Source organism: Paeniglutamicibacter sp. NPDC012692, from assembly GCF_042901625.1.
Taxonomy (GTDB): Bacteria; Actinomycetota; Actinomycetes; order Actinomycetales; family Micrococcaceae; genus Paeniglutamicibacter.
In genome coordinates, this window is the sequence record NZ_JBIBDE010000002.1 from 117,367 (window position 1) to 133,432 (window position 16,066).

The window sequence follows — 16,066 nt, forward strand, 5'->3', positions numbered from 1 at the left end:
CACGGCAAATATCACCCCTCTGGGCACCGAGACCGGCGGCGCGAGCACCATCTCCCGCGGCTTGGGCGCCAGGTTTCTGGCGGCTGCCCCTCACGCCAACCCGACACGCATGAGAACGGATCCGAACAACATGACGACAGCATCCATCCAGATCAGCAGCATCGATTACCACACCGGTGGTGAGCCGTTCCGGATTGTCACCGATGGCTACGGTGAGCTAGATGGCCAGACTGTCGCGGAACGCCGCGTGTCGGCACAGAACAGCCCCGCCGTCGAGAAGATCCGCCAGCTCCTGGTCCAGGAACCCCGCGGCCACACGGACATGTACGGCTGCTTCATCACCGAGCCCGACGACTCAAGCGCAGACTTCGGTGCCGTTTTCTGGCACAAGGACGGATACTCGACCGCGTGCGGACACGGCACGATGGCCTTGGGCGTCTGGGCCGTGGAAGAGGGAATCGTTGAATCCGATCCCAACGGAACAACCGTCGTCGTGATCGACGTCCCGTCGGGCCGCGTTGCCGCACACGTCGAATCCCGCGAGGGCATCGTTCGCGGCGTCACGTTTGAGAACGTTCCGTCCTACGTCGTGGGGCAGGACCTCAAGGTCGACGTCGACGGCAAGAAGTTCACTGTCGATCTGGCCTACGGCGGTGCAATCTACGCATGCCTCGACGTTGCCCAGCTGGACCTGGACATCACCAAGGAGAACTACTCCGAGCTGCGCGCCATCGGCCGCGCCGTGAAATGGGCGTGCAACGACCTGCCCGAGGCCCAGCACTCCGACCCACGCCAGAGCGGTATCTACGGAACCATCCTGTTCCAGAAGCTCGAGGACCTGCCGACTGGACCGAACCAGATCAACATGACGGTCTTCGCCGACGGCGAGGTCGACCGCTCCCCCTGCGGTTCGGGCACCTCGGCGCGCCTGGCCTGCCTGGCCGCCACGGGCGAGATCACCGAGAATTCGCTGAAGCACGACTCGATCGTGGGCTCGACCTTCATCGGCACCGTTCGTCCCCACGACGTGTCCGGCTCACAGTTCCCTGCCGTCATCCCGATCGTCACCGGCATGGCGTACCGCACCGGACGCCACCAGTTCGACCTCAACCCGGATGACGAGCTGGGAACCGGCTTCACCCTGTTCTAAATCCCGTCAGCGTTGAGCCGGTTTTCGCCGGCTGGCCGCAGGCTTTCAGGGAGCCTGCGGCCCGCCAGCTTCCGCCTTGGCTCGGGCGGCCAGGCAAGCTTCCACGAAATGGAGAGTACCCGTTGATCGACCTTGGGCTGGATGTGTTATCCCGGCAGTTCGACGTTCTGACTTCCGGAGCGGGAACAGCTGCCGGCGAATCGATGCCCGCGAGGCCACTCCCCCACTCGGAGATCGAGTTCATTACCGTCCGGAAAAGCCTTGCCACTGCGTACGCGGACATTCAATACCGGGCACGCCGCTCGCTCGAGGCTTTCGACCGCGGACTCGATGCACCCGATACCGAGGGGATGGAGCGGGCTCGACGCGACGCCCTGGAACGTGGCGTTCATTACCGGGTGGTTTACGATCCCGCGGCATTCAAGCGGGAGTCGCGAGCTACGCAGGATCCGGGATCCGTCCTTCACGAATCCAGCGCGCGCGTCTCATCGATCGTTCCCACTCGCCTGGTCATCCGCGATGGGGAAGAATCGCTGGTTTTCAGCAGCTCAAACCACCCGAGCGGGGTCTTGGGGGTTCGGATCCACGACCCGTGGTTCGCCGCGTTCCTCAACGACACGTTTGAAACCATCTGGAGATCGGCGACGCACCCGGCCAACGACCGCATGGCAACCTCGCCGCGGCTGAGCGGTGAAGAACAAGAGATACTGCGCTTGCTGGCAACCGGCCTCACCGACGATTCAATCGCCCGCGCGCTCGGCGTCAGTTTGCGGACGATCCAGCGCAAGGTGCAAGCCATCCAGAGAAGCTTCGGGGCAACAAGCCGCTTTCAACTGGGAGCCATGAGCGCGGCGTAGGCTGGCTGAAAAGCAGCACACCCCATCAGTTCGAGAGGCACCACATGCCAGCCAAGACAATCGTCATCACCGGCGCCAGCGATGGAATCGGTGCGTCCTCCGCCCGACAGCTCAAGGACCTTGGCCATCAGGTGGTTGTGGTCGGCAGAAACCCCGAGAAGACAAAGGCCATCGCAGCGGAGCTGGGGGCGGAATTCCATCTCACCGACTTCTCCGACCTGGCCCAGGTGCGCAGACTGGCCGCCGAACTCCTGGCCGCCTATCCGCGCATCGACGTCCTCGCAAACAATGCCGGCGGGATTTTCTCGCCCATCCGGGAGACCACCGTCGATGGTTTTGAACTCACTTTCCAGGTCAACTACCTGGCACCGTTCCTGCTGACGCAGCTGCTGCTTGACCGGCTACTCGACTCGCAGGCCACCGTCGTGAACACCTCAAGCCTTGCGAACCGCCTGTATGGAAGGGTTGATCTGGACGACCTCAATGCGGAGAGGCTCTACAGCCCCAACCGGGCCTACGGGAACGCCAAGCTGCAACAGATCCTGTTCACCCGCGAATTGCAGAAACGCTACGGCTCCCGAGGGCTCTCCGCCGCGGCATTCCACCCGGGCATAGTCGCCACAAGCTTTTCCAGCTCGCCGGGTTCCTCCATGGAAGGGGTCTACGGCAACAAGATTCTCTCCAAGTTCCTTGCCTCACCCAGGAAAGGCGCAGACACCCTGGTCTGGCTGGCCAATGGGACCGCCCGCGTCGACTGGCCAGCGGGCGAGTACTTCACGCGCCGAAAGGTTTCTCGGACCAACCCGCAGGCCAGGCGTCCCGGGCTGAGCAGTTCCTTGTGGGCACGCACGGAGGCCCTGCTCAAGGACAGCTGAGTGGAAACGCAAGACTGGTGGGTGGCGAAACAACCCTGGGTCCGCCACCCACCAGAAGCCGATTTGTCGGAGCTAGGCTCCGGCGTTTGGCGATCCCGCGATGTTGACCATCCAGTCGATGCCGAACTTGTCACTCAGCATTCCAAACCAGTCGCCCCACGGAGCCTGTGCCAGCGGCTGGCCGATGGTGGCGCCTTCCGAAAGCTTGTCCCAGTAGCCCTGCAGCTCGTCCTTGTCCTCGCCGCTGAGCGTGATCGAGATGGCGGTGCCACCTTTCCACTCCATTGATTCCGGGGTGTCCGCAGCCATGATGTTCAGGCCGTTCAATCCGCGCAGGTGCCCGTGCATGATCTTTGCGTCATCCGCAGGATTGTCGGTCTTGGCGAAGTCGAAGTCCGCGAAGGGGCGCAGGTCCAGTTCACCGCCGAAAACCGACTGGTAGAACTCCAACGCCGGGCGGGCTTCCCCGCGGAAGCTGATGTAGGGATTAAGGATTGTGGCCATGCTGTTCTCCTGACTTGTCGAGGTCTAGCAAGTTGCCATTCTGCCCTGCGACAAGGACAAAACGGAAGAGCCCTGCACCGTGTTTGCCCCGAATTCACCACCGTGCGCCCGGTCACACCACGGGATAATTAGTTGACAAGATGCAACCAATAATTTTATAGTTGACTCAAATCAACCATTCGCGGCTCTTTTGAGGACCCCTCTGTGTCAACCACCCAAACGCTTCATCCCGGCGAACCGGCAAAAATGTCGCACCGCCAGGTCATGCAGTCCCTGACCGGCCTGCTGATGGGCATGTTCGTGTCCATCCTCGCCGGCACCGTCGTCGCGAGCTCGCTCCCGATCATCGTTTCCGACCTCGGCGGCAGCCAGACCTCCTACACCTGGGTGGTCACCGCGACCCTACTCGCGACCACCATTTCCACCCCGATCTGGGGCAAGCTTGCCGACCTCGTCGACCGCAAGCTCCTCCTGCAGCTGTCCCTCGCGATCTTCGTGATCGCCTCGGCCATCGCCGGCTTCTCGCAGGACACCAACATGCTCATCACGATGCGCGTGCTCCAAGGCCTGGGCGGCGGCGGCATGGCCGCGCTAAGCCAGGTGGTCATGGCCGACATCATCTCGCCGCGCGAGCGCGGCAAGTACATGGGTCTCTTCGGCGCCATCATGGCCGTGGGCACCGTCGCCGGGCCGCTGATCGGCGGCTTCATCACGGACAGCATCAACTGGCGCTGGAACTTCTTCGTCGCCCTGCCGATCGCTGTCGTCGCCATCTGGCTGATCCAGCGCACGCTGCACCTGCCGGAGCTTGCCAAGCGCAAGGTCAAGATCGACTACTTCGGCATCATCCTGCTTTCCGCAGGCGTCTCGCTGTTGCTGATCTGGGTTTCGATGGCCGGCACCAACTTCGAGTGGGCCTCCCCCACCACCGCATGGATGGTCGGCGGCGCGGTCCTCGCCCTGATCGCCTTCGTGGTCGTTGAAATCCGCGCTTCCGAGCCGCTGATCAACCTCGGCCTGTTCAAGAACGCCACGTTCACGCTGGCCGTCATCGCCTCCCTCTCGGTGGGCGTGACGATGTTCGGCACCTCGGTGTTCCTTTCGCAGTACATGATCATGGCCCGCGGCGCCACGGCGACCAGCGCCGGGTTGATGACCCTGCCGATGATGGCCGGCGTCCTGATCGTCTCCACCATTGCCGGTGCCATGATCTCCCGATTCGGCAAGTGGAAGGCCTTCGTGGTCGCGGGTTCCGTCATGCAGACCATCGGCCTGTTCGCCCTGGGAACCATCCACTACGACACTAACTTCCTGCTGCTTTCCGCCTACATGTTCCTGCTTGGCTCCGGCGTCGGCATGGTCATGCAGAACATGGTGCTGGTTGTGCAGAACGCGGTTCCTCAGAAGGAACTCGGTGTGGCCAGCTCGGCCGTGACGTTCTTCCGCTCGCTGGGCGGCACCATTGGCGTTGCAGCCCTCGGCTCCATCCTGGCCCTCCGGATCCCCGAAATGCTCGCCGAGCGCAAGGAAGAGATGGGTGCGGCCCTGGCACACCTGGGAGCCGCAGGCAATGACGTCGGCCAGGCCTTGGCTTCGGGCACCATGCCCGCCATGAACCAGCTTCCCGAGTCGATCCGCCAGATCATCGAGTCCGTCTACGGAGACGCCGTGGCGCATGTCTTCGCCATCGCCGCACCACTGGGCTTCCTGACCATCCTCGCCGTGGCCTTCCTGCCGAACCTGCCGTTGAGCCGGATGACGCGCACCGAACGCAGCAAGGTCGAAGAGGCATCCGCAACGGCAGACACCGAGGCCGGGGAACTGCCCTCAGCCGCCGGCACCGGGGCGGTTGTCGCTAACACCACGGATTCCACCCTCGATGCGGACAAACTCGAATCGGCACCCGGGCGCTGACATGGATGCCCAACTGTCTTGCTTCTCCCACGAGGCTCCCTCCCAAGTGCCGCTGGGCGAAGATCCGGTTCTCGGAACCTTGATCCAGGAGGTCGAGAAGGAATTCTCGACCATGGTCATCAGGGCCCGCATGGCGATCCGCAAACGGGCGCAGTCCATCCATCCGGAACTGCAGCCCCTGGGCTACAAGGTCCTGTCGATCCTGGTGCGGGAACATGCCCAGCATCAGGTCGTCCTGGCCGAGGAGCTTGAGGTGGACAAGGCAACCATGAGCCGGACCATCAAACAGCTGGAGTGCCAGGGGCTGGTCGACAGAGTTTCCGATCCGGCCGATGGCCGGGCCATGCTCGTGAGCATCACCGAGTCCGCGCGGGCAGGTTTCGCCGCCTCGGGTTCACGATCGAGGTCGATGCTTCGCGAACGGCTCTCCACCTGGGAACCGGTCGAAATCAAGCGTTTCTCCGAGTTGCTCGCAAGGCTCAACGTCAGCGACGTGTTGAGGCACGAAGGGTAGCTCGGATTGGCTTGCCGAAGGCCCCGCACCGTCCCGTAACAGGGAAGGCGCGGGGCCTTCGCCGTTCTCCGGCTTTCCGCCCGGTGACCTCGGGGAAACGCACTAATATGGACTCCATGGAACCCCCTAGCTCCGAGCGAACCCCCGACGTCGACAAGCCCGCCGATCCGCAGGTGCTGGAACCATTGATGCAAGAGGTCGAAAAGCAATTTTCGATCATGGCTGTCAAGGCCCGCACCGCGATTCGCAAGCGTGCACTGGAAATCCACCCGGATCTGCAGCCGCTGGGCTACAGGGTGCTTTCGATTTTGGTGAGGCAGCAGGCGCAGCAACAAATTGTCCTGGCATCGGAACTGCACGTGGACAAGGCCACCATGAGCCGAACCATCAAGCAGCTGCAGGGCCAGGGCCTGGTGACCAGGGAGCCCGACCCGAGCGATGGGCGCGCCATGCTGGTCAGCATCACGGATGTGGCCCGGGAATCCTGGATCGCCTCCGGGGCACGGGCCAGAATCCTGATGCGTGAGCGGCTGTCGAATTGGGAACCGGATGAGATTCGGCGTTTTGCGGACTTGCTGGCACGGCTCAACGACTCGGAATCGGACCACAGCGAGGGCTAGTCTCCGCCGAGACTTGATCGAAGCCGCTGTAGGGGCCCAAGCGGTCGAGCTTTCATGCCCTACGCGGCACCGGTGGCACTTGTGATCATTTCGTTGCGCCAAACGGCGGTGCTTTTCGCCATTTCATGGCCAAACGCCGGTACGCTCAAAATCTAAGGATGTCCCTTAGACATCATTCACTTGCATCAACATCTTTTTTCGCGGAGGAAAAATGACTCAGCCGGCCGACAACCAGCCACAGTTCAACGGTTCAGCCCCGTACCAGGGTGCACCCACCTACATCCAGAACAGCCCCGAGCAGCTGCGCGGCGCCCAGCTTGCACAGACCTCGATGATCCTGGGCATTCTGTCCCTCTTCGTCGTCGGAATCATTCTTGGCCCGATCGCCATCTCCAAGGCCAAGAAGGCAGAAGAGCTCCACACCGCGGCAACCGTCGGCAAGGTGACCGGTTGGATCGGAACGATCTTCGGCATCCTGGGCCTCCTCTGGGCCGCGTTCTTCGTGGTCATGCTCTTCGTCGGCGCTTCCCAGCAGTAGACCCGTCGCGAAACCATGAAGATGGCGGCCCGCCAAGATTTCAAATCTTGAAGGGCCGCCATTTTTGTGTCCTTTCCGGTCTTCATGCGCCACGTGGAACCAATCTGGTTTTCAACGAATCGGAATATTCCGATTGCGGTATTCGGGAATGCCTCAAGGCTTTTTTGAGGATCCAGGGCCCGCACTCGTGGCTCACAGGCAAGCCTCAAGCCCAGCTGAGGTGAGATTGTGGGCCCTCAACATGGCAGCGTGCGCTTTTGCCGCGTGACTCCGTTAGTCTCGATTCAACCGGATGTTCTGCCGCATGGCTTCCGGCAACCGGAGCAATCGCAATGGAGGAAACATGACGCAGTACCCGGAACAAGACCGAGGCCAACAGCTAGCCCAGACCTCCATGATCCTGGGCATCCTTTCCCTTTTCGTTCCCCTTGTCGGCATCGCCCTGGGCATCATTGCCATCAACAAGGCAAAAGAGGCCGAGCAGCTGAACACCGACGCGACGGTCGGCAAGGTGACGGGCTGGGTCGGCACCATCCTGTGGATCCTGTCAGTGATTCCTCTGTTGCTACTCATCCCCTTCCTGTTGCTCAGCCCGTTCTTTTTCTCGACCGGCCACTAACTTGCCTCTCGGCGAAAGCGGCGATTCACCCGGCATGCCCCGGGCGAACCGCTGTTCTTGACTGGCGCAGGATCGTCCACGCTTCATGACGCTGCGTGAAGCATTTGCTTGTCACCCTCGCAGTATCCCCGGCACACTTGTCAACAGAATCACGAGTTCCAACCATTCACGACCCTGGTCGGTTGGACGGCAACCCCCTTCGTCATAGCGGGGTGCTCCAGGTGAAGATTCGACGCCGTCCAACCGGATCGGCGTAAGTATGGCGTCGTGATTGGCACGCGCCACCACGGAAGGATCGATCTCCCATGTCTGAGACCCTGCTCGAAAACACCCCCGACATCCTGCGCGCCGAGAAGCTCAGCACGGCCGGAAACGCCTGGGGCGAGCGCATCGCGGCAAACACCGCCAACGCCTCGCTAACGTTCAAGACGAACGGGACCGCCGTCGGCTCGGTTGCCACCGAAGTCACCGCCGGCAAGCACAGCTTCCTGGTCGACGAACCCGTCGGACTGGCCGGGGACGACGCCGCGGCAAGCCCCGTCGAGTACGCGCTCGGAGCATTGATCTCCTGCCAGGTGGTCGTCTACCGCCTGTACGCGCACCAGTTGGGGCTCAAGATCGATTCGCTGGACATCGACGCGGAGGCCGACCTCGACGTGCGCGGGCTCTTCGGAATCGACGAGGCGGTTCGCCCGGGCTTCGGCGGCGTCCGGCTCAAGGTGAAGCTGTCCGGTCCCGAGACCCGAGAACGCTACGAGGAGCTGCAGGCTGCCGTTGACGCGCACTGCCCTGTCTTCGACATCATCGCGAACCCCACGCCGGTCACGGTTGAACTGATCACCGCCGACTAACCGCTTGCAGCAATCGATCGAGGGGGCCATCCGCCAATCCGGCGGGTGGCCCCCTCGTCGCGTGTGGGCGGCCGATGCCGGGTGCATTCGGCCGAGCGACCCTATATCACACCCGCTTCGGATGGACTCCGACCCAGGGCCACCGCCAAGGCCTCCCGGGGGTGGCCCGATTCCAGTTTTGTGACGAACGCCCGTCATAATAGTCAGTGTCGTTTCGTTGAATCGGAGCAATCAGACGGTACCAACGAGCGACATTTCCGGGCCTAGCAGGCCCAGATCAACGACTGTGGCATGGTCTTGATCCAGATAGACCACCGCCGGGAAGCTAGCAATGCATCAGCAACACTGTGCCTCGGGGCGAACAAGAGCAAGGTTATCCATTCGACCATCTGTGGCTCACGCCTTCGGATTCGCAACCTTGAGTCACGCTCTGTATAGTCCACCACCCCGATTTTCCCCGGAAAAAACCGCACAAATACAGGGAAGTGCTGCGTGTGAGAAACCAAACACACCTCGGGCAACGGCCCCAACACACGGCGCCCCTGTGAGCAAAGTCGCGTCAGTTGCCCTCGGTGGTGTTGCATGACACCCATGAGCAGAATTTCCGTGGCAGTTGAAAACGAATCACCGGTTCAGCGTGGAACCGTGATCGAGACCGGGGGCAACCCCGACACCGGGAAACCGGACAACGAACTCAAGCGCGGGCTAAGCAGCCGCCACCTCCAGATGATCGCCATCGGCGGCGCCATCGGCACCGGCCTGTTCGTCGCCTCCGGAGGCACGATCTCGCAGGCCGGACCCGGCGGCGCACTCGTTGCCTATGCGTTGGTCGGCCTGATGGTCTTCCTGCTGATGCAGTCGCTCGGCGAGATGTCGGCGAAGATCCCCGTGGCAGGTTCATTCCAGACCTACGCAACCCGGTTCGTCTCCCCGTCCTTCGGATTCGCGATCGGCTGGAACTACTGGTTCAACTGGGCCATCACCGTGGCCGCCGAACTCGTGGCCGCCGGCATCATCATGGACTTCTGGTTCCCCGGAGTCCCCGGGTGGATCTGGGCCGGGTCGTTCCTGGTGCTGCTCACGGGAGTCAACGCGCTCTCGGCCAAGGCCTTCGGCGAAAGCGAGTTCTGGCTTTCCCTGATCAAGGTCGTGGCGGTCATCCTGTTCCTGGTTGCCGGCGTCCTGATGATCGTCGGCATTCTCGGGGACAGCTCCCCGGGGCTCAGCAACTGGCAGAACCGCGAGGACGTGTTCCACGGCGGCTGGGTATCGATCATTTCCGTCTTCATGATCGCCGGGTTCTCCTTCCAGGGCACCGAACTGGTGGGCGTTGCAGCAGGCGAGGCCAAGAACCCGCGCAAGGAAGTCCCCAAGGCCATCCGCTCCGTCTTCTGGCGCATCATGATCTTCTACATCGGCGCCATCTTCGTGATCGGCTGCCTGATTCCGTTCACCGACCCGAGCCTGCTGGCCTCCGGCGAAGCGGACATCGCGGCATCGCCCTTCACCTTGGTCTTTGAGCGCGCGGGCATCGCCTTTGCTGCGGCACTGATGAACGCAGTCATCCTGACGGCCATCCTCTCCGCGGGCAACTCCGGCCTGTATGCCTCAACGCGCATGCTTTACGCCATGGCCCACGACGGCAAGGCCCCGAAGGCCTTCGGCCGCACCAATTCCCGCGGCGTTCCGATCAACGCGCTGCTGGCCACGGCTGCCGTGGGACTCTTCGGGTTCCTCAGCGCCATCGTCGGGCAGGGCGCCGCGTACGCCTGGCTGCTGAACGTCTCGGGCCTGTGCGGGTTCATCGTCTGGGCAGGCATCGCCCTGTCGCACTACCGGTTCCGGCGCGGGTTCCTGGCGCAGGGCAACAAGGTCAGCGACCTGCCCTACAAGGCGTCGTTCTTCCCCGTCGGTCCGCTGCTGGCCTTCGCCGTGCTGATCGTGGTGATCGCGGGCCAGAACTACGAGGCAGTGCTGGCCGGTCGCGGCATGGAGGTGCTCTCCTCCTACATCGGCATCCCGATCTTCCTGGGGCTGTGGATCGTCCACCGCCATGTCACCAAGTCGCGCGTCGTGCCGCTGCTTGAGATGGACCTTTCCGGCCCCAAGGACGTCGAAGAGGAAGCTGTCGCCAAGGTCGGCTAACTAGCCCGGCCGGGCCCAGTCCCGGAAACAAAGCCGCAGCCGTGCAGGACCATTGGTCCTGCACGGCTGCGGCTTTGTTCGTCATCGCCCGGGGCCTGGCCCCGGCGGGAAAACTACTGCACGCGCCGCAGGGCGGGCCGGCGGTAGGCGCTTGCCGCGATGCCCAGCAGCAGCTGGAGCACCACCACGCCCAGCAGCAGGATGAGCGGGACGGTCCAGGCGCCGGTCAGCGCAAAGAGCAGCCCCATGCCGAACGGTCCGCTGGTGGCCACCAGGTAACCGATGGACTGCGCCAGCGTGCTCATGGCAGTGGTTTCCTCCGGCGTTTCGCCGCTGTGCGAGATGACCACCAGCACCAGCGGGAAGATGGCAAAGCCGATGCCCAGCGCGATCGCGCTGATCCAGGCCAGGCCCAACGGCAACAGCAGCAACCCTGCCACGCCGATCCCCGCGGCCACGGAGCAGACCACCATCGCCGAGCGCAACCTGTTGAGCTTGTTCGCCATCCACAACACGAACATCGTCGCGGGGATCGACATGATCTGCAGGAGCCCGAGCATGATGCCGGCCTGTGCCGTCGACATGCCCCGGAAGATCAGGATGGTCGGCAGCCAGCTCATGATCGCGTAGGCCAGGATTCCCTGGACCGTGAACAGCCCGGTGATCACCAGACCGCGCTTGGTGCGCAGGAGGCCCAGGACGCTGGTCCGGGGACCGGCAGCAGGCGTCGGCTTGCCGCTGCGCGCCATCAGGATGAAGGGGATGAAGGCCAACGCACCGGCCAGGGCAAGCACGCTCCATGCGGCCAATCCCAGCGTGGGCGACCCCGCCGCCATCGCCAGCGGCACGCTGAGCGATGATGCTGCGGTGGCGCCGATGGACATGGTGATGGTGTAGACGCCGGTCATCATCGAGGTCTTGTGCGCGAAGTTTTCGCGGATGAACGAGGGCATGGCCACGTTGCACAGCGCGATGCCGCACATCGCGGCAACGGTTCCGGCCAGCAGCGCCCACGTGGCGGGAATCCCGCGGAAGGCCAGCCCGGCAGCGAGGATGCACAGGGCCAGCATGATGGTTCCGCTGAGCCCCAGGCGCCGGGCAACCCACGCGGTTGCCGTGCCCGCCGCGGCGAAGACCAGCGTCGGGATGGAGGGAAGCAGCGCCGCGACAAACGGCCCGTAGCCGAGGAACTGCTGCAGGTCGTGATAGAGCGCCGAGGCGCTGGTGATGCCCGCACGCAGGTTCAGCCCCACCAGGATCACGGCAAGCAGCGAAAGCAACATGAATCCACGGGAGACCCGCTGCGGGGTCGGCTGGGAAGTTGCGTTGTCTGCTCTTGGTTTTTCCGTATTGGGCATGCTCACAGGGTACGTGGCAGGACTGTTCGGGTGCCAATGGGCCGGTGGCAAGATTGCTCACATCAAGTCATCAATTCGGGACAGTCCGAACGTTCCGGCTTCCGCCGGCAGAATGCCTGAAGACAGCTCCTTCCACCCCGGATCCCGCCGAATCTAGGATGCACCGACGTCCCGGTGCCGCAGCGCCAGCACGCTCACCGCGATGAACACAATGCTCAGTCCGCAGAGGCCCGCGGCCGCCGACCACGGGACCCCGGCTGTCAGGGGCGAGTGTCTATAGGCCCAGTAATAGGGCGAGAAGTTGTGGAGCCAGGCCAGGTCCTGGCTCTGGTTTCCCAGGGCGTTGAAGACGTAGCCGACCACGGCGATAGCGGTGCCCGCGACGATGCCGTACATCCGGCGCCCGCTCAGCGCACCTGCCGCCAGTGCGCCGGTTCCGCCCAGCAGCGTCAGGAGCACAAACATGAGCACGCCGGCGAACACCTTGGCCGGGTCGATGCCCAATTGCGCGGGCCCGTTGAGCGCCAGGATGACCGCCAGCACCAAGGCGGCCAGCACGAGCATGCGAAGGACCAGCGCCGCCGCGCGTTCCAGCACCACCTGCGCGCGGGTCACCCCGTGGGCGAGCGTGAGTTCCAGGAGCCCGGCTTCCTCGTCCCCGCCGATCGCGGCGGCTCCCCACGAGATGGATGCGATGGACATGAGCAGGAACCCGGTGAGACCGAAGAACGTGGCCTGGGTGTAGCCGGGGCCGGAGGCGATCTGGTCGTAGTTCAACGCCTTGATCATTTCCTGCGGCAGGGAGGCCAAAAGCTCGCGCATCTGCGCGCTGCCGCCGATGCTGGGGTACAACGGCAGGTACAACGACATGATCGCCAGCAGGCCAATGCCCCATCCGAGGGTTGAGCGCCACGAATCTGTCAGCGCCTTGCGCATCAACGGATGGCGTTGGGGTTTCATGTGCGTGCCTCCCGCGGCAGAGGGGAATCGGTTCCCCTGTCCGATGAGTACATTTTCAGCACCGCTTCCTCGAGATCCGGTTCCTCGATCACCAGGTCCAGGACCCTGGTGCGGGACAGGACGTAAATCAACGGTTCGACCGATCCCTCGATGCTGGCCCTGGCTTCGATCACTCCGCGGTCCCCTCCGTCGTGGACCTGGCGGACTTCAAGGTCGTGGATCCCGGGGATGCCGGCGCACAGGTCTCGCGCGCCTTGCAGGTCGTGGCCGGGGAAGAGCGCCCGCACGTGCCGGATGGCGCTTTCGCGCAGGTTGTCCACGGTGGAGACCGTGACGATGGAGCCTTCGCGCAGGATCGCGACCTCGTCGGCCGCCTGCTGGATTTCGCTAAGCACGTGCGAGGAGAGGAACACCGTTTGGCCGTTGTCCTTCGCCTCGCGGATGAGCGCCAGGAACTCCCGTTGCATCAGCGGATCCAGGCCGCTGGTCGGCTCGTCGAGGACCAGCAGTTCCGGTTCGTGCATGAAGGCCTGGACGAGTCCCAGTTTTTGCTTGTTGCCCTTGGAGAGACGTCGGGCCTGGTTGTCGAGGTCCAGGGCCAGGCGCTCGGCCAACGACTCGACCATGCCCGGCTTGACCGGCCCGCTGATGGCCTCAAAGTGTTCAAGGATCTTGCGCCCCGTGGTCCGGCTTTCAAGGATCAGTTCGCCGGGAAGGTACCCGATCCGCCTGCGCAGCTCCGGGCCGCCCTGCGTCGGGTTTTTCCCGAGGACCTCGATGATCCCTGCGCTGGGGCGAATGATGTCCAGCAGGCAGCGCATGGTCGTGGTCTTGCCCGCGCCATTGGGCCCGATGACCCCGAAGATGCTTCCGGGCTGCACGCTGAAGTCGATTCCGTGCAGGACTTCCTTGCCACCGTACTTCTTGCTGAGGCCCGTGACTTCGATGGCGGGATCCACTTAGTGCTCCTCGGTTTCGGCAGCGGTTTGGATGGCGGCACGGGCCGCAACCAGGAAGCGGTCGTCCGCATACAGGGGGTGGGTGTAGAGGTCCACCACGGGGACTCCTAGGAGGTTTACGGTGGCGACGCCGAACTCCACTTGCCCCATGCTTCGGGCCACGTGTCGGCCAAGAACCAGCATGCCCATGGAGTTGGTCGCCAGCACGACCGCCGTCGCCCGCCGGTCCTCAATCGGGCGAATGCTCCCGTTCGCGATGCCGGCTTCGAGCATGTCCTCGGTCATGGCAACGAGTGCGTCGAAGAACGAGTCGCCCAGGGCCGAGTCGTCCATGATCGCTTGGCGGATGTACGCGGTCTCGGCCATGTAGGTATCGGGCTTGCTGAGGTATTCGGCCATCATTCTTTGCAGGGAGGCAACGTCCGCCTTTTCCACGGCTCGTTGTGAGCTGATGCCGAGGATATGCCTGTCGCAGGCCTCCCGGAGGCCTGCCTTCGAGGCAAAGTGGTGGATTACCAGCCCCGGGCTGACCTGCGCAGCAGCGGCGATGTCGCGGATGGTTGTGTTCGCAAAGCCGTGCCGGCCAAAGAGGTCGATGGCCGCGTCCCTGATCTTGGATCTCGTGGTGAGATCCGCGGTATCTGTACGCATGTTTAAGATGCTAAACACTTGTTCAGGCTTTGGTAAGGGGCGAAAGTACCAACAAGGGGATTTCTTCGCCCGGGCCGCTTCGGCACCATCGGCACTGAGACGCCCCGACATCCTCGGTGCCCGTCAAGACCCTCGTCCCGTCCCAGCGATGAGGAAAATTGAATCAAGCCGCGTCATTCGCGCCGCTTGCATCCAGGCTGGTGACGGTCGCAGTCGATACTGAATTCGCCTGTCTCCAAGCCAACCAGCGGTTCATTGCCGGAGGTGCTTATTTGGGACAACAGGGCATTGACAGCGGTCCCCCGCAGCTGGACAGTTTCGCTATAGACACATGTACAACGAGCCAGAAGGGACGGCCCGTCATGGGCATTCAAGGGGAATCGCGGCTGACAATCGTGCAGCCGGGGCAAGGCCGGCAGGGCGACCTCGGAAGCATCGGGGTTGTCTTCAAATTACTCGGCGAGCAAACCAATGGGCAGATCTCGATCGTGGAGCATCCGTTCCCCGTCGGCGCCTTGGTTCCGCCGCACCTGCACACCCGTGAAGACGAGTATTCGATCGTCCTTGAGGGCCAGATCGGCTTCAGGTCGGGCGACCGCGAGGTGGTGCTGGGCCCCGGCGGGTACATCGCCAAGCCGCGCGGGGAGCTGCACACCATGTGGAACGCCGGCAAGGTCCCCGCGCGCATGATCGAAATCATCAACCCGGCGGGGTTTGAGCATTTCTTCTGGGGGCTGGCCAACCAGCTCGAAACGGGGCCGCTCGACCCCGAGGCCCTCGGCAAGCTGGCAGCCCATTACGGGATCCAGTTCCCCGAGGCCCCGTGGCTACCGGGCATCATCGCCCGCTACGGGTTGACGCCACCCATGATCTGAAGGGGAACGGACCACGGGCAACACGGTTTCCCTGGGCGGCCGAAGGCGCAGGGCAGGACCTACGGAACCCGTGGGGTCTCCGGAAGCCACTCGCGCACTTGCCCTTCGGCAGCTTCCAAGGTCGCCAAGGCCTCGGTCAGGTTCAGCCGCGCCAGGAGCAACGCACTCATCGCCAGCCCGGCGACGATGCGCGCCCGCGCAAGGACCAAGGAATCGGATTGAGATGGATCCATGGACCGCAGGGCGTCGGCCACGCCGTCGCGCAACTCGATCTGGTAGCCGTCGATCAGCAGCCGCAGTGCCTCGTCGTTGCCCGCGATGCCCGCGGCGGTGTTCATCAGCAGGCAGCCGCGGTTCGCGGTCTGCTCCGAGGCCTTGGCCAGGTCGGTGGACAACGAACGCAGGTAGGTTGAGATGCCGTCGTTCGACTGCGATGAGCCGTGCAGTTGTTTCAGGCGGGGTCGCAGAACCGTGTCCATGTAGTCCTGGATCACTGCGTCGAAAAGCCCCCGCTTGGAGCCGAATCCGTTGTAGATACTTGAGCGGCCCAGGCCCGTGGCCATTTCGAGATCGGTGATCGAGGTGGCCTCGAATCCCTTGTCCCAAAAGACGCGACGGGCATCGCCGAGTGCCTTGCTGGTGTCGAATTCCTGCATTCTGGCCATGAGTCCCAAAA

At 63.5% G+C, this 16,066-nt stretch carries 17 protein-coding genes and 1 riboswitch; of the genes, 11 read left to right on the top strand and 6 right to left on the bottom strand.

Translation table 11 applies throughout. From position 1 onward, the window contains the following. Positions 1-130: 130 nt before the first annotated feature. The 3 genes from ACFY5D_RS08695 to ACFY5D_RS08705 all read left to right on the top strand — a co-directional run bounded on the left by ACFY5D_RS08695 (position 131) and on the right by ACFY5D_RS08705 (position 2,882). A complete protein-coding gene (locus tag ACFY5D_RS08695; RefSeq protein WP_387527913.1) occupies positions 131-1,150 on the top strand; it encodes a proline racemase family protein in 1,020 nt (339 codons plus the stop codon). Positions 1,151-1,272: 122 nt separating this feature from the next. Beyond that, positions 1,273-2,007, top strand: coding sequence for a LuxR C-terminal-related transcriptional regulator (locus ACFY5D_RS08700; RefSeq protein ID WP_387527916.1), 735 nt, complete (start codon positions 1,273-1,275; stop codon positions 2,005-2,007). Positions 2,008-2,051: 44 nt separating this feature from the next. Further along, entirely contained in the window at positions 2,052-2,882 is an 831-nt protein-coding gene (locus tag ACFY5D_RS08705; RefSeq protein WP_387527919.1) for an SDR family NAD(P)-dependent oxidoreductase, read from the top strand. 72 nt (positions 2,883-2,954) lie between these two features. Here ACFY5D_RS08705 and ACFY5D_RS08710 read toward each other — a convergent pair whose 3' ends face one another. Further along, positions 2,955-3,386 (bottom strand): VOC family protein, encoded by a 432-nt coding sequence (locus tag ACFY5D_RS08710; RefSeq protein ID WP_387527921.1) that lies wholly within the window; start codon positions 3,384-3,386, stop codon positions 2,955-2,957. Between the two features lie 246 nt (positions 3,387-3,632). Between ACFY5D_RS08710 and ACFY5D_RS08715 the strand changes: the two genes are divergently transcribed. The 7 genes from ACFY5D_RS08715 to ACFY5D_RS08745 all read left to right on the top strand — a co-directional run bounded on the left by ACFY5D_RS08715 (position 3,633) and on the right by ACFY5D_RS08745 (position 10,587). Further along, the gene (locus ACFY5D_RS08715; RefSeq protein WP_387529752.1) at positions 3,633-5,300 is read left to right on the top strand and encodes an MDR family MFS transporter; all 1,668 of its coding nucleotides are present in this window, start codon (positions 3,633-3,635) and stop codon (positions 5,298-5,300) included. A gap of 1 nt (position 5,301) precedes the next feature. Next, positions 5,302-5,814, top strand: a complete 513-nt coding sequence (locus ACFY5D_RS08720) for a MarR family winged helix-turn-helix transcriptional regulator (RefSeq protein ID WP_387527923.1) — start codon at positions 5,302-5,304, stop codon at positions 5,812-5,814. A gap of 116 nt (positions 5,815-5,930) precedes the next feature. Next, positions 5,931-6,434: a MarR family winged helix-turn-helix transcriptional regulator gene (locus ACFY5D_RS08725; RefSeq protein WP_387527925.1), complete on the top strand. Its 504-nt coding sequence runs from the start codon at positions 5,931-5,933 to the stop codon at positions 6,432-6,434. Positions 6,435-6,645: 211 nt separating this feature from the next. Next, the gene (locus ACFY5D_RS08730; RefSeq protein ID WP_387527928.1) at positions 6,646-6,972 is read left to right on the top strand and encodes a hypothetical protein; all 327 of its coding nucleotides are present in this window, start codon (positions 6,646-6,648) and stop codon (positions 6,970-6,972) included. Between the two features lie 343 nt (positions 6,973-7,315). Further along, complete coding sequence (locus tag ACFY5D_RS08735) at positions 7,316-7,591, top strand: DUF4190 domain-containing protein (RefSeq protein ID WP_387527930.1); 276 nt, start codon at positions 7,316-7,318, stop codon at positions 7,589-7,591. A 147-nt stretch (positions 7,592-7,738) separates the two neighbouring features. Then, a riboswitch (SAM riboswitch) is annotated at positions 7,739-7,857 on the top strand. A 39-nt stretch (positions 7,858-7,896) separates the two neighbouring features. Continuing rightward, positions 7,897-8,442: an OsmC family protein gene (locus tag ACFY5D_RS08740; protein ID WP_387527932.1), complete on the top strand. Its 546-nt coding sequence runs from the start codon at positions 7,897-7,899 to the stop codon at positions 8,440-8,442. Between the two features lie 591 nt (positions 8,443-9,033). Further along, positions 9,034-10,587, top strand: coding sequence for an amino acid permease (locus ACFY5D_RS08745; RefSeq protein ID WP_387527935.1), 1,554 nt, complete (start codon positions 9,034-9,036; stop codon positions 10,585-10,587). A 113-nt stretch (positions 10,588-10,700) separates the two neighbouring features. On the opposite strand, the gene ACFY5D_RS08750 is transcribed toward ACFY5D_RS08745, so the two are convergent. From ACFY5D_RS08750 to ACFY5D_RS08765, 4 genes are all read right to left on the bottom strand, one after another. Continuing rightward, positions 10,701-11,945 (bottom strand): MFS transporter, encoded by a 1,245-nt coding sequence (locus ACFY5D_RS08750; protein ID WP_387527938.1) that lies wholly within the window; start codon positions 11,943-11,945, stop codon positions 10,701-10,703. Positions 11,946-12,098: 153 nt separating this feature from the next. Then, positions 12,099-12,905, bottom strand: coding sequence for an ABC transporter permease subunit (locus ACFY5D_RS08755; RefSeq protein WP_387527941.1), 807 nt, complete (start codon positions 12,903-12,905; stop codon positions 12,099-12,101). Beyond that, entirely contained in the window at positions 12,902-13,864 is a 963-nt protein-coding gene (locus ACFY5D_RS08760; protein ID WP_387527944.1) for an ABC transporter ATP-binding protein, read from the bottom strand. The genes ACFY5D_RS08755 and ACFY5D_RS08760 overlap by 4 nt, the downstream gene beginning before the upstream one ends. After that, on the bottom strand, positions 13,865-14,515 hold the full coding sequence (locus ACFY5D_RS08765; protein ID WP_387527947.1) for a TetR/AcrR family transcriptional regulator: 651 nt from the start codon (positions 14,513-14,515) through the stop codon (positions 13,865-13,867). Positions 14,516-14,877: 362 nt separating this feature from the next. On the opposite strand from ACFY5D_RS08765, the gene ACFY5D_RS08770 reads away from it, so the two are divergent. Then, complete coding sequence (locus ACFY5D_RS08770; protein WP_387527950.1) at positions 14,878-15,390, top strand: cupin domain-containing protein; 513 nt, start codon at positions 14,878-14,880, stop codon at positions 15,388-15,390. Positions 15,391-15,449: 59 nt separating this feature from the next. Here ACFY5D_RS08770 and ACFY5D_RS08775 read toward each other — a convergent pair whose 3' ends face one another. Continuing rightward, positions 15,450-16,055, bottom strand: coding sequence for a TetR/AcrR family transcriptional regulator (locus ACFY5D_RS08775; protein WP_387527953.1), 606 nt, complete (start codon positions 16,053-16,055; stop codon positions 15,450-15,452). Between the last annotated feature and the right edge of the window lie 11 nt (positions 16,056-16,066).

Coding starts and splice junctions, on each gene's coding strand:
- ACFY5D_RS08750 (WP_387527938.1), bottom strand. CDS start 11,945: ATGCCCAATACGGAAAAACCAAGAGCAGACAACGCAACTTCCCAGCCG.
- ACFY5D_RS08735 (WP_387527930.1), top strand. CDS start 7,316: ATGACGCAGTACCCGGAACAAGACCGAGGCCAACAGCTAGCCCAGACC.
- ACFY5D_RS08740 (WP_387527932.1), top strand. CDS start 7,897: ATGTCTGAGACCCTGCTCGAAAACACCCCCGACATCCTGCGCGCCGAG.
- ACFY5D_RS08765 (WP_387527947.1), bottom strand. CDS start 14,515: ATGCGTACAGATACCGCGGATCTCACCACGAGATCCAAGATCAGGGAC.
- ACFY5D_RS08705 (WP_387527919.1), top strand. CDS start 2,052: ATGCCAGCCAAGACAATCGTCATCACCGGCGCCAGCGATGGAATCGGT.
- ACFY5D_RS08775 (WP_387527953.1), bottom strand. CDS start 16,055: ATGGCCAGAATGCAGGAATTCGACACCAGCAAGGCACTCGGCGATGCC.
- ACFY5D_RS08725 (WP_387527925.1), top strand. CDS start 5,931: ATGGAACCCCCTAGCTCCGAGCGAACCCCCGACGTCGACAAGCCCGCC.
- ACFY5D_RS08745 (WP_387527935.1), top strand. CDS start 9,034: ATGAGCAGAATTTCCGTGGCAGTTGAAAACGAATCACCGGTTCAGCGT.
- ACFY5D_RS08710 (WP_387527921.1), bottom strand. CDS start 3,386: ATGGCCACAATCCTTAATCCCTACATCAGCTTCCGCGGGGAAGCCCGC.
- ACFY5D_RS08755 (WP_387527941.1), bottom strand. CDS start 12,905: ATGAAACCCCAACGCCATCCGTTGATGCGCAAGGCGCTGACAGATTCG.
- ACFY5D_RS08695 (WP_387527913.1), top strand. CDS start 131: ATGACGACAGCATCCATCCAGATCAGCAGCATCGATTACCACACCGGT.
- ACFY5D_RS08720 (WP_387527923.1), top strand. CDS start 5,302: ATGGATGCCCAACTGTCTTGCTTCTCCCACGAGGCTCCCTCCCAAGTG.
- ACFY5D_RS08730 (WP_387527928.1), top strand. CDS start 6,646: ATGACTCAGCCGGCCGACAACCAGCCACAGTTCAACGGTTCAGCCCCG.
- ACFY5D_RS08715 (WP_387529752.1), top strand. CDS start 3,633: ATGTCGCACCGCCAGGTCATGCAGTCCCTGACCGGCCTGCTGATGGGC.
- ACFY5D_RS08770 (WP_387527950.1), top strand. CDS start 14,878: ATGGGCATTCAAGGGGAATCGCGGCTGACAATCGTGCAGCCGGGGCAA.